This window comes from Geobacter sp., from assembly GCA_009684525.1.
GTDB lineage: Bacteria > Desulfobacterota > Desulfuromonadia > Geobacterales > DSM-12255 > Geoanaerobacter.
This window is the reverse complement of the sequence record WKKR01000001.1, coordinates 358190-371408: the sequence shown is the minus strand read 5'-3', so window position 1 is coordinate 371408 and position 13219 is coordinate 358190. Positions and strand designations below refer to the sequence as shown.

Genomic DNA, 13219 nt, shown 5'->3' with positions numbered 1-13219 from the left:
TGTTTGGGACTGCCAGTCAAGCACTGCCTTGATCTGCGACCGCAGGCTCAACCGTTTCCACCAGGCAACCGGCAGAACCCCTGTGCAGGCGAAGACGCAGACGGTCACCCACTGCCAGCTGATCGGAACTGCGGACGATCAGGCCGTCCTTTTCGCGCTGGGCCAGGGAATAGCCGCGTGCAAGGGTGGCAAGCGGCGACAGGGCATCCAGTGCACCGGTGCGGCGGGCCATTGTCTCGCGGAGATGGTCCATCCGACGCTGTACGGCCTGGTCCCTGCGGGCAACGAGGTTCTGAAGTTGTTCCCGCCCATGCTCCACCGCTCTCCCCGGACTCCGGAGCCGAAGCATCTCGATCAGGGCACTGAGTCGATCGGTGTGGCGTGCCAGCATTCTTCCCAGAAGGGATGACATCCGCTCCTGCATGAAATCGACCCTTTGACCGAGCTGACCGATCAGCATGGCCGGGTCTCTGAGTGACGCCTGAGCCATTCCCACCCTGGACTTCAGACCCGCTATCAGACCGGCTGCAGCGCGTCCCAGCCGGTGTTCGAGGGTCTGCACCAGGGTTGTCAGCTCCGCTTTGCTGGTAATGACCAGTTCAGCCGCTGCCGATGGAGTCGGCGCCCGCAGGTCGGCGGCCAGATCGGCGATGGTGAAGTCGATCTCGTGCCCCACAGCCGAGATCACCGGGATCCTGGACGATGCGATGGCCCGGGCAACAATCTCCTCGTTAAAGGCCCAGAGGTCTTCCAGCGATCCGCCTCCCCGGCCGACGATCAGCACGTCGACGTCGCGGTAGAGATTGAAATCCCTGATTGCCGAGGCGATCTCCACTGCCGCCCCTTCTCCCTGCACCTTGACCGGGATGAGCAGAACCTCGATATTGGCGAAGCGGCGATCGAGCATGGTGAGGATATCATGGATCGCGGCGCCGGTCGGCGAGGTCACCACCCCGATCCGCCGTGGCAGACGGGGAATCGGCTTCTTGTTCGCTTCGGCAAAGAGCCCTTCCCTGGCAAGCCGCTCCTTGAGCTGGAGAAAGGCGAGCTGCAGGGCGCCAATCCCCTGCGGCTCCAGGTATTCGGCAATGAGCTGGTAGTCGCCCCGCTGGGCAAAGACCGAGATCCGGCCGCGGACGATGAGACGCATGCCGTCCCTGATCTTGAACCTGAGCGAGCGGGCCGCGGCGCGGAACAGAACGCATTTCAGCTGTGCCCCGGCATCCTTCAGGGTGAGATAGATATGCCCGGACTGGGGAGTCGCCAGGTTCGAGACCTCCCCTTCGACCCAGACCTGCTCGAAGTTCTCTTCCAGCACATCCTTGACCAGCGCAGAGAGCTGGCTTACGGTCAATATCCGTTTTTCGGCAAAGAGTTCCATGGCTGTGCCTGCTCAACTTGATACGGAAAGACCGGCGGCATGCTTTCCGGCCCGTTTTTCCGCTGCCGGGGGAAGAAGCCGGCCAGTGGCCGTGACACTAGCACAGGGTGCGGGGTGCGTCAATCAGGTTGACCCGACCGGGCGATCATACTATGATGCGCCCATGTCACAGCATCCCTACGTCATCACCATCTCCTCGGAAAAGGGAGGGGTCGGCAAGACCACCCTTGCCACCAACCTGGCGATCTTCCTCAAGGCCATGCGGGAGGACCTCTCCGTCACTGTCTTCTCCTTCGACAACCATTTCACCGTGGACAAGATGTTCGCGCTGCCCGGTCAACATCCCCACGGCACCGTGGCCGAGCTCCTGGGCGGCACGCCTGGCTGCGACCTTTTGCATACCGGCCAGTACGGCGTGAATTACATCCCCTCCTCCAACGTACTCTCCGAGCTGCGCAGTTCCGTCCAGGGGCCGATGTTTCTCGCCCGGTTACTGGCAACCTCTTGCATCCCCGGCATCATTGTCATCGATACCCGGCCGGAACTGGATATCCTGACCCAGAACGCGCTCTATGCCGCGGATCAGGTCCTGATCCCGGTCAAGGATATGGCGTCGCTGGAGAACTGCCGCAACATCTTTACCCTGTTCGACAGCAGGGGGCTGGACAAAAAGAGCCTGGCACTCATCCCCTGCCTGGTGGATTCACGCGTGAAATTCGACGGCATGTTCAGGGACCAGCGCACCCTCCTGAAGGCGTTTGCCATCAATCGCGGCTATCGCTGCCTCGACACCTACATTGCGAAAAGCCCCAAGGTAGACAGTCTCAACACCAACCCGGACGGCCGCATCTTCCCCATTCTGACCCACGCCCGGGGAACCGACGTCTTCGGGCAGTTCGTGCAGCTCACCCGGCTGATGCTGGCTGCAATCCGAGGCATCAAGGAACCCCGCGCCCAGCAGTTCAGCGCATGGCTGAATGCCGAGGATGAGCGACGCAATGCAGCCTTTACGAGCCGCCGTGCCGCGCTCAAGCCGCATTGCCCCATCTGCGGCAGCCCGTCGCTGGGCAACGTCAACCACCCACCCGGTCTTTACTACGAAACCGGCGACGGCAGCAGCCGAGGGTTCATCAACGGCGACTGCTTTTCCGACCTCATTACCGCCCTGCTCCTGCCGAGCGGCAGCAGTCTCAGCCCCTCGGACCCGCTCAGCACTCTACTCCTCGACGCCACGGCATCTGCCACGTTTCTGATACGGCCCTTGCAAAACGGCGCGGCAGCCCAGATGGAACTCATGGCGATCGATCCCGACGGGAAGCAGATCATTCGCCAGCGTATTGCCTGTTACGGATATGAGGGAAGTATAACGAATCGGCGGGAGGCGAGACTGGCGCACCTGGTGAATGTTACCATTGGCGCACAGGGCCTAGGTCAGGAAGGGAGCTTTCTCATCGTTCACCCCATCAATCCCCGTGCCCCGGAATCCATCCTGCAGGAAGAATCGTACCGCAGCTTCCGCAAACTGCGCCAGCGGTGCATGGAACATCTCGCACCCGCCGTCACGCAGTGACGCTTACCTGACCAGCTCCGATACCCCGACGAAGTTGATGCCATCCTTCTGCAGCTCGGGCAATGCGGCAGACAAGGCCTGGATCGTCGCCTTGTGGGGATGGCAAATGGCTATGGCGCTCCCCCGCTTGCGCGCCAGGGCAGCCACCTGTTCAAGCTGGCTTCTGATCGCCCCCACTTCCTGGACATTATCGAGAAAGACGTTCCGGCCGGCCGCATCCAGCGCCATGCCGCGCGCAAGCTCCATCCCGACGGATCGGGGGCTGGTTCTGCTGTCGACGAAAAAGAGCGAATGGGCCTTGAGCTGGTTCAGCACCACCTTCATCTTGTCCCTGTCCTCGGTGAACCGCGACCCCATATGGTTGTTGGCACCCACGGCCTGCGGCAGCAGCCGGATATAGTCATTCATACGACGGGCGATCTCCTCGTTGCTCTGGGCAACCAGGAGCCCGTTGGCTTCGAGACGCTGGTGCGGATACCCCTGGGGCTCCATGGGAATATGGATCATGACGGGGTACCCCTGCGACCGTGCCGCCTCTGCAACATCGCGTACCTTGGCAAGACCGGGGATAAGCGAGAAGGTCAGCGGAACCTTGATGGCCATGAGTGCGCGCACCTCCTGCATGCTCGATCCCATGTCGTCGACGATGATCGCCACCGTACCCGGCCCGTGAACCCGTTTCTTTCGCGGATATTTTCGAAGTGAATCGATAGAACTCGACGTATAGGGCTGTTGCTCGACGGGGTGATATGTCTGGCGGGGGGGGAGTTTGTAGCGTTCATTCTGTTGCGGGGTTGAAGGGACAGGTGCCTCAACGGGCATCCGTTCCCTGAGCTGCTCCAGCAAGAGCACCACCAAGACAATCAGGAGCACCACCAGCAACAGGGCGCCGAACGGACGCTTCCCTCCTGCCGGTTTGCGCCTGTTGGTGCGATTACGCTTCTTCGCCTTCATGGTGCCTCACTATCCCTTCCAGATCCTGAACCTTGACACACAGGCAGCCTGCCGGACTGATCCTCCCGGCAGGCTGCCTGCCACCCAAATGCTACCCTGTATCCTTCTCAGCGGGCCTTTTGTGCCGGCTGCACCTTCTGCTCTCCTGCTGCGCCGACTGAATTCCCCTTCTGCTCCTTGGGTGCCGGCTTGGCAGCAGCGGTCTGGACAAGATAGTTTGCTGCAAAGAAATAGTCATCGACAGCATCCACCGCCCCATCTCCGTTCAAGTCAGCGGCTTTCTGGTCAGCCGGGGTCCCCCCCCTGGCAAGAAACTGTCTGAAATCCGCTTCGGTCAGCTTGGGAAACGGTTTGCCGTTGTACGACTCCAACAGGGGCGCCACGGTCAGGGGGATCTCGGTGATGATATCGTCGATAAAATAGGTCAGGACCACCTGGTAGGCCCCTATTTTGGGGCGAAGCTCCACCACCCAGCTGTTTTCATCCCCCCGGCGGAAAGAGACGAGCTGCGCCTCCTTGTTGATCGCCACATTCGGAGCAGACGCGGCATCGTGCGGCGGCATCAATCTGACCTTGAGCACCTTCTTGCCGTCGGCGAGAAAGACTGCTGGCTCCTGCCGATACCCCTTGGACTGCTGACCGAAGAGGTCGAGGATCTCTTTCGGCTGGCGCGGCCCGGTGTAGGTTTTGAGTGTTTCGAGGACTCCCTTGTAAGCAAGGAATTTGGGTTCCTTTGCCTTCTCACTCTTCGGCTCTCCAGGCTGCCCCTGCTCTCTCCCGCCATCACCGGTCTCAGCAGGGGTGGAAGACTCCTTGAGCGCATCCGTTGCAGCGACCTCCGGCTTCTTAACCTCGTCCTTCTTCTCTGTTTCTAGGGGAGTGCCGGTGGATATGCTGACGCTCCCGAGCCAAGTGCCCGCCACGGTCCCGGTCGGAGGAGTATCGGTTGAACCGCTTTCCGTATTGGTGTCGTTGTTCTTATTTACGGGGATGACGGTCTCGGTCGAACCACCCGTTGATGCTGAAGAATCGGTGGTCTCGGTAACCGTCGAAATTTCCACAGGATTGGTCGCTGAATTGATTCCCGTCACCGTGACCGTCGGTATCTTGAGCGCTACCTTGCTGTTCCTGGTAAATGTCATGGTGGCGATAACGCCGTTCCCTGAGAATGATGTCGAAGTGATGGCAGCCATGGTTATGGCCCCTGTCTTGCCTGTATTTGAAGACAAGAACCCTCCCTGGTTGGATATGAGCGATCCCTGCACGACAGCAGGATTGGAGATGGAATTTGCGTCATAGGTAACCGTGATATACATGCCGGCCACGCCGTCCATGGAATAACCCTGGAGGTAGAAGACCCCTCCCCCCCCGGAAGTTATCCCCACGCTGGCAGCCTGCGCATACCCACCCATCAGCACAAACACACCAATCAGGATACAGAAAACGACCGATTTGCCTGCTTTTCGCATCGGGCACCTCGAAAACGGTATTGGACAGCATCCTCAAAGACGTCTCATTATACGCAAGTTGCCATGGCTTGTCCACCAAACGCACGAGGCTCCTCCCCGGACGGGAAGGAGCCTCGTGCGTTTATGGTGGCGGTAAACGGTCAATAACCGCTGTTGTGGCACTCCCAGCAGACATAATCGATGCCTGACCAGGCTTTGTAGCCACGATAGGGTTTCCCCCACTTCACGCTGGCCTGGCCGATGTGGCACGACACATTCGTACAGGTCTTGGTTTCAGGCGCATACGCGGCACCAGACAGCGGCCAGTAGGTGGTGGTCATGTTGCCGAACCAGTCGGGCCTGGACAGGGCAAAGGAGCGGGTCTGATCGAAGGAGACATCGTTTCTGCCGTTTACGTGCTTTGCATGGCTGGCGATCGGCATGCTGCTGAAATGGGTATAGTACGGCGACGGTGTGCGCCACCATGCTGCCTGCACTTTTACCGTATCGTTGTGGCAGAAGGAACAGGTGATCGGGTTCATATCGAACCACTCCTTGTTGAAGTGTCCCTGCTCGTACCCCCAGGGATTGCCCCAGGCATGGCTGTCCCCGGTCATGCCGTCATTGGTGGTGTAATCGTTCCGGGGGGCGTTGGCATGACAGCCCGAACAGTCGGCCGGCAGCTGTGAATTCCACTGCACGTCCCGGTAGACCCGTGTCGTAACGAGATTGGCGGTCGCATAATCGTCACAGTAGCGGGCACCCGATGCATTGGTGAAGGTGCAGTCCGTCGGGGTGGTAAACGAGGTGTAACTGTGGCAGTAGACACTGCTGCAGGTACCGTTGGTGTACGGGTAATTGCGACCGTCGAACAACACGTCATTGCCGGAGAGATACGTTGCCTCGGGCGGATTGAGCGACTTGACCGTTCCTTCGGGGGCAGTCGGGTCGTACAGTTCGACCTGAACGAATCCGTCCCGGTGATAGATGTCCATGTCTCGGGGATGGCAGTTGGCGCAGTTGAAGAGATACCCTGCCGAGGTGTCGCCGGCAATGCTTACACTGGTGTAACTGGCCTGCAGGGCCGTGCCGCTGAAATGCCTCGTGTGCGAAGGGGTGTTCGGCGGGGATTCGTGGCAGCCGTCGCAGTTGTCGGGCTGGGCGCCCCATATTCTGGCCCCTTCCGCGGTGGCATGGCAACTGGTGTTGGTGCAGGTGCCACCCGACGGAGCATAGGTGTACTGCATCGTTATTAAGCCGCTTGGAGCAATGTCATAGGCGCCGTTCAGATGATTGGCGAGATTCGTTATGGAAGAGCCGTTGGCTGTCGTAGCATTGTGGCAGACCGAGCAGTTGAGCTTGTGCGCCTGATACATGTGACTGTTGGCCTTGGGAGAGCCGCTGGCGTAACTCGGCCTGGCAGCATGGCAGCCGCTGCAGCCAATGGGTTTCCCCCAGGTGGCGGTGACACTGGTGATGACTCCCGTGGCAATCCCGGTGCCGTCATGGTGGCAATTTGCGTTAAAGCAGGACCCGCCTGAACTGGCCGAGGAAAACCTGAACTGGAGCCCGTTCCCTGGCATCACATCATAATTGCGGTCAACGTGGTTATCCTGATTGCTAATGGTGACGCCATCGGCAGTAGTGCTGTAATGGCACTTGTCACACCCATAGCCGTACGTGTTGTGCTTGGGATGGCTGTTTGCCTTCGGCGTCTTGTTCGCGTACGCCGGCGGGTATGCATGGCATGATGCACAGGAAAGCGTTCCGGATCCCCAGGAAGCAGATGTGTATGAAGGTATGATCCCCGTCGAAGCGGAAGTGCCATTGCTGTGGCAATAGCCGTTCGAGCAGGTGCCGCCGGTCTGTACGAAGGTGTAGGAGAGAGCATCCGTTCCGGAGGAGATGTCAAATGCCTTGTTCACATGGCGATCAAGCCCTGAAATGGTCGCATTGTCCGCGGTCGTTCCAAAATGGCAGGCCGAGCAGTCATAGCCTTTCTGCTGGTGCCGGGCATGGCTGTTCGCCTTGGGAGCGCCGTTGGGGTAATCGGGAGGGGAGGCATGGCAGGAGGTGCAGGCAAGGGGTGTCCCGCCCCATGCGGGTGTTATGAGCGCAGGGATTGTTCCGGTGGAGAGCGAGGTCCCGTTGCTGTGGCAATAGATGTTCATGCAGTTGCCGAAGCGGTTCTCCTGACTAGGCAGGTAATCGCCCACAGGTCCGGAGTAACTGCCGAACGGAACATTTGCAGGGTCCTTGGGAATGACGATGAGCGGCCTGCCTGCACTGGTGGCATGGCCGAATGCCGTGTGTCCGGGATGGCATTTGATGCAGTGCGCTGCCCCGGGGAAATAGTCGTCATGGCGAGCGTGACTTCCTGCAGCCCCGGAGCTGCCCGCACCATTGGGTGGCGCCCCGTGGCAACCGCTGCAATCGCCGGGATAGGTAAACAGGGCACTCCCCCATAGGGGTGTCATGCTTTCGAAGTGGCAATTGACGTTGCTGCAGGTATCCAAGGAGGGCGCGGCAGTCTGGGGGAACGCGGATGTCCGGTTGCCGTAAAGGGCTCGGACAGGTGAATTGTTCAGGTTTGCCGATAGCTGGATACTGCCGTCCCGATGCCCCTGGGTGTAAAGAGAACTGCCGGCATGGCACCGTTCGCACTGCTGGAAACCGTTCATATCAGACAGATGTGACCGGTGGTTCCCCTGAAAACCGCCGGTCGTGACATTGCGATAGGACGCATCCAGCGGGCGATAGTCCACCGGGTTTTGCGTCCCGTGGCACTGATAGCACTGAATGGCGGCCTCGGCTGCCGAATGGACTAACAGTACGCAGCATGACAATAACAGCAAGCGAACAAACAGCCCCCTCTTCCCGGTCCCCGACAATTCGCACCTCCAAGAAAGAATGATTCAGGTGCCCGTAAAATAGAGCTTTTTAACGTCAATCTCAACAAAAATGTAATGAAACTCCCTACGACGGGATGAACCCCTTGAGATCACAGGGCATGACCGCATAAGGGTTATACGATGGACGGCACCAAAGTATCAGATATTGTACTCGGCCCCATCCTGCAACAGTTCGAGGTGTATACCCATGGCCGAAGGATCGTCAATGTACGAAGTCGCAACACAGGACTTCAATGGGAGAATTAGCCTAATATTGAACACCCATTTCTCCCCAGATATGAACATATTTGCATCCCTCCAATCAAGAACCTGCAGCTTCACACGCTAATCGTCTGGAATCATGCACAATTTTTATTTTTTTAAATTACGCCTCCGTGGCACCCAACTTGCTATACCATAGTTAACTATTTGATATTTTGTTATTTTTAACCATTACACGCAGCACACCTGTAGAGGCAGCCATGAAAGCCACCGGGCAACCACATATGTATTCAGTCCTGTATGTCGAAGATGACCCTACCTATTTTGCCCGTACTGCCAAAATGCTGAGCAAGCTCGGCTTTTTCCTGTATGTCGCAGAAAATGGTCAGGAGGGGCTGCGCATCTTTAACGAAATCAATCCTGACATAGTCATCACCGGCATCGAGCTGCCATTGATGAATGGCCTGGATATGGCATTCCAGATGCGCAATTTCAGCGAAAGCACCCCCATCATCCTCACACTCTCTACACAAGAGACAGAGTACCTGATACGGTCGTTCGACATCGGTATTGACCATTATCTCTTGAAACCGATATCCCCGGAAGCATTGGAAGCAACTCTGCTTCGCTGCACGAAAAAATTGGAGAACGCACGTGTCCTTGCAGATCAGGTCAACCAGTCGTCCCTCCTGCTCAACGTGATGGAACATTGCCCCAGCATTATTACCATCACCGACCCATCCGGAAGCATCCAGTATGTGAATTCACTTGGTGCTGCCGCAAGTGGTTTGAACCAGAAAGACCTTCTGGGCAAGCATGTCTCAATACTCTTTCATCACAATTCGGCCGAAATCTTCAACGGTTTTTCCGAGGCGCTGATGACAGGCCAGTCCTGGGCAGGCGAACTGATTATCCGGGACAACAAAGGCAACGCCCTGATAGAGCAGACTAGCGTCTCACCCGTACTGGATGCAACGGATAACGTTTCCCATTTCATCCTCTTTTCCGAAGACATCACGAAGAAAAGGGAGGCAGAGGAAGAGATCCGCAAATTGAATGCAGAACTCGAATACAGGGTCTTGCGCAGGACTGCCCTCCTTGAGGCAACCAACAGGGAGCTGGATGAATTCTGTGATGCCATTTCCCATGAACTGTGCGGACCTCTGTCAAGATTGCAGGGATTGAGCAAGGCGTTATGCGAAGATCTGAAAGACACCCTCGATGATTCAGGGAAGGATTACCTGAACCGGATGAACCAGACCAGCCACCAGCTCAAACATATCATTGATACCCTGTTGAATTTGAGCCAACTGACCCGGAGAAGCCTGTCGGTACAGGACGTCAACCTGAGCGCGCTGGCGTTGTCCATCGCCAACAGTCTTAAATCCTCCTCCCTGGAAAGAGAGGTCAAATTCTACATTGCGCCAAACATTGTCGTCAAAGGAGACCAGGTACTTCTTAAAGTAGTGCTTGAAAACTTGCTGATGAACGCCTGGAAAAGTACAGAGAATCATACTCCATCGCAAATCGAATTCGGTATTGCGAAATCGAACGGCAAGTCTGTCTATTTCGTGAGAGACAATGGTTGCGGCTTTGACATGAAATATGCGAACAAGCTTTTCAAACTCTTCTATCGCCTGTCATCGCCCCACGATTCACCGGTTAACGGCACCGAACTCGCGACAGCCCAACGGATAATCCAGAGACATGGTGGCAGGATCTGGGCTGAGGGAGAGGTCGAAAAGGGGGCAACTTTCTATTTTACGCTGTAGAAGTCAGGCAACTTCCCTTCTCCGGCAGATCGAATACCTTCGCTCAAAAAGCTCGCAGCATAATGCGGGCTTCAATCCGCTGACAGGATCCTCACCTCTGGTGGGGATTTTTCTTCCCAAAAATCAAGTCCATGCCTGAAGTCAATCCACTGAAACAGCGCCAACTATCTAAATTTACATATTACAAAATACATACATCAGGTATTTTCCATAAATATGCTTGTTTTTATGTTTTTTGATGCTATAGATTCACAAAACATTTTAATGATATTTATTTTGATTTTATCTCGTAAAGAAAAATCGACCTCAAGGACACCATTATCATTCAGTGCATAGCGGTTGGGCTCCCCTGATCCCACTGCTGCCACAACACTCTCGGGAGGATTGTTCATGAAGATGTCTCTGAAACTCAGGTTGATCGGCATACTACTCTCATTGGTGACACTGTCAGGCTGTGGCGGCAGCGACAGCAGCCAGGTCACTGACAGCTATATCTTCCCGGCAGGTACGTCCACGCTGGCCTTCACCGCCATGAGCACATCCCTGCTTCCAACCTCGATCAGCGGGATTGATTTTTCCATCACCCTGCCAGTGGGTATGAACGTTGCCACTGCAAATGGTGGATCAGGCCCGATCGAGATCGCTTCCATAACAGCCGGTTCTGCTCTTGCTGGGACCAATCTGGCGTTTGGCAGCTATTCCGCATCAACCCGCACGGCTCACCTCTCCATGGCAACAACCAGCAACAGCTACCGATCCGGTGAGTTCCTTCGTCTCGCCTGTACGGTCGATCCGAACACGAACATCACTCTCGGCAGCCTGAAAAATGCAAATTCTCCGGTGCTGATCCAAAAGGCAGTCGGCTGGGATCCATCCACTCTGGGAACTGTGCTGCTTACCAATCAGGTAAGGGTGGCGATAGGTGTTGCAAATTAAACAGGGAAAGCCTGCCGAACAATATATTTAACACTGTGTAATTATTATTGATCTATCTCCAGACGTGAGGTATTGGTAAGCTGTAATGAAAACTTGCCGGTGAGCGTCTGGAGGACATGCATGAGGGAAAAGAAAGAGATCTGTGTCTTTGTTTCATCCCCCGGGGATGTGAGCACAGAACGTGATATCGTTGAGGATGTGGTTCAAAGAATCAACAAGACCTTGGGTGACGAACTGATGGTGTTCGTCAAGGTTAAGAGATGGGAGGACATCCCCCCCTGTGCTGGGAGCGTGCAGGAAACCATCAACTCCCATGTCGGCCCGTATGACATCTTTCTGGGGATCATGTGGGAACGGTTCGGCAGCCCCACCTCGAATGCCGAGTCCGGCACCCAGGAAGAGCTCAAGTCCGCCTATGAATCGTGGAAGTCAAACGGCAGTGTTGCTGAGATACTCTTTTATTTCAGGGAAAACACCTCTGTTCCCCGCAATGCAGACGCTGCGGAACAACTCCTGAAGGTCATCAGATTCAGGGAAGAGCTGAGTTCCAAGCTGAAATATACCCTGTACCACGAGCCGATCGATTTTGAACGCCTGGTCCGAGACGACCTGGAACATATTGTCAGAAAGCTCCTGAACAAGACCACGGTGCCGAAATCGATCAACGTGGAGAATACGGATATTGAAAAGGTTGAACAGGTCTGGGACGCAATCGGGGTCGCGTCTTCTTTCAAACCCAACAATCATGTAGAGAAACAGACCTTCTATCGAGCCAGGATCCAAACCACTTCCGGCTACATTGCCGGCAAAGAGGGAGTGGATGAGCTCAAATCCAATTTTATCCTCATATCCAAAGACCCGATCCGCCCCTTCGATATCCAGATCGGCGAAACCCGGTCGCTACGGCAGGCGGGAAACCCGACCGCCATACCGGACCTGACTATCCTGGACCTGGGCAGCGTCAAAAGCATGTACCCTTTTCTCCAGGTCGAGGGATACCGGTGGATCCGCATGGTCCTGGCAGAACTCACCACCGACCAGAAGATACTCGACTTCATCTACGAAAACGACACCGATCCCCAGGTGCGGTCGATTACGGCAAAAAATCCCTCTGCCAGCAGCGACCTGCAACAGAAGGAATGCAAGTTCTGCCAGGACAGGTTCAGGTTCCTGCGGGATCTCCGTTCAGGATCGGACAAGACCTTTATCATCGCCAACGATTTCCCCTACGGCCCCTATTTCCATTACATCGCCTTCCCAGCCCAGCCGATTCACGCCTGGCAGGACCTGGAACTGCCGGATATCTACGACATGAACCATACCATCTGGCGATTCCTCAAACGGGAACAGAAGGCCGGCAAGTGGCTCCCCGCACCGGCCGGTGTGTTCATAGGGCTGAATTCGTCCATCCGGCATCTGGTCATGGGAACCCGTACCCGCACCTCGGCAGGTGCGAGCATCACCCATGTGCACAAGCAGATCTGGGGCATGGCGCCCGGTTCGGTCAATCTCGGTAACCATCTGGATGAACTTTGCCGACGGATAGAGGTGAAGGGGGGCTATCTCAATGCCTACCTGCAGTTTCTGCGACGCGAGCAGATGGTGATCCACGAGGACGACCATGTCGTACTCTACGTCCCCTACGGTCAGATCTCCATCCACGAACTGCAGATCATGGTCAAGAAGCCGGGCATAACCCATTATCTGGCCCTGTCGGAGGAAGAGATCACCTCGCTCTCCATTGCGGAGACCATAGCGGTCAAGCTCCTGGATGCGCTGGGCATCCACAGCTTCAACCAGGTCATGATCACCCTCCCCTTCGACCGGGTGAGTACCTATTTCAGCCTTATCCTCTGCTTTGTCACCCGGGAAGTGGATCTGGCAGTCTCGGAACTGAATCACCTGTTTGTTGTCGACAAATATCCCGAAGAAACGAGAGAACTCCTGGTGCCGATCAAGGGGAGCATCATCAAGCAGGTGGTGGAGAGCGCAGCAGGCATTGCCATTTCCTGAATCTGCACCGGATAAGCAGGTGACGTCCGATT

At 56.3% G+C, this 13219-nt stretch carries 9 protein-coding genes; 4 read left to right on the top strand and 5 right to left on the bottom strand.

The genetic code is table 11. The features are described 5' to 3' along the window. Window positions 1-16 precede the first annotated feature (16 nt). Window positions 17-1381, bottom strand: a complete 1365-nt coding sequence (locus GJT30_01670; GenBank protein MSM38319.1) for an exodeoxyribonuclease VII large subunit — start codon at window positions 1379-1381, stop codon at window positions 17-19. A 163-nt stretch (window positions 1382-1544) separates the two neighbouring features. Here GJT30_01670 and GJT30_01665 point away from each other — a divergent pair, with 163 nt between their 5' ends. Next, entirely contained in the window at window positions 1545-2951 is a 1407-nt protein-coding gene (locus GJT30_01665; protein MSM38318.1) for an AAA family ATPase, read from the top strand. Between the two features lie 3 nt (window positions 2952-2954). Here the strand turns inward: GJT30_01665 and GJT30_01660 are convergent, their stop codons facing one another. The 3 genes from GJT30_01660 to GJT30_01650 all read right to left on the bottom strand — a co-directional run bounded on the left by GJT30_01660 (window position 2955) and on the right by GJT30_01650 (window position 8118). Beyond that, window positions 2955-3905: a divergent polysaccharide deacetylase family protein gene (locus GJT30_01660; protein MSM38317.1), complete on the bottom strand. Its 951-nt coding sequence runs from the start codon at window positions 3903-3905 to the stop codon at window positions 2955-2957. 107 nt (window positions 3906-4012) lie between these two features. Next, window positions 4013-5374: a hypothetical protein gene (locus tag GJT30_01655; protein ID MSM38316.1), complete on the bottom strand. Its 1362-nt coding sequence runs from the start codon at window positions 5372-5374 to the stop codon at window positions 4013-4015. Window positions 5375-5514: 140 nt separating this feature from the next. Further along, the gene (locus GJT30_01650; protein ID MSM38315.1) at window positions 5515-8118 is read right to left on the bottom strand and encodes a CxxxxCH/CxxCH domain-containing protein; all 2604 of its coding nucleotides are present in this window, start codon (window positions 8116-8118) and stop codon (window positions 5515-5517) included. 608 nt (window positions 8119-8726) lie between these two features. On the opposite strand from GJT30_01650, the gene GJT30_01645 reads away from it, so the two are divergent. Beyond that, window positions 8727-10238, top strand: a complete 1512-nt coding sequence (locus GJT30_01645; protein ID MSM38314.1) for a response regulator — start codon at window positions 8727-8729, stop codon at window positions 10236-10238. 197 nt (window positions 10239-10435) lie between these two features. Here GJT30_01645 and GJT30_01640 read toward each other — a convergent pair whose 3' ends face one another. Continuing rightward, window positions 10436-10630, bottom strand: a complete 195-nt coding sequence (locus tag GJT30_01640; protein ID MSM38313.1) for a hypothetical protein — start codon at window positions 10628-10630, stop codon at window positions 10436-10438. Between the two features lie 4 nt (window positions 10631-10634). On the opposite strand from GJT30_01640, the gene GJT30_01635 reads away from it, so the two are divergent. Continuing rightward, the gene (locus tag GJT30_01635; GenBank protein MSM38312.1) at window positions 10635-11174 is read left to right on the top strand and encodes a hypothetical protein; all 540 of its coding nucleotides are present in this window, start codon (window positions 10635-10637) and stop codon (window positions 11172-11174) included. Between the two features lie 120 nt (window positions 11175-11294). After that, window positions 11295-13187, top strand: a complete 1893-nt coding sequence (locus GJT30_01630; protein MSM38311.1) for a DUF4062 domain-containing protein — start codon at window positions 11295-11297, stop codon at window positions 13185-13187. Window positions 13188-13219 lie beyond the last annotated feature (32 nt).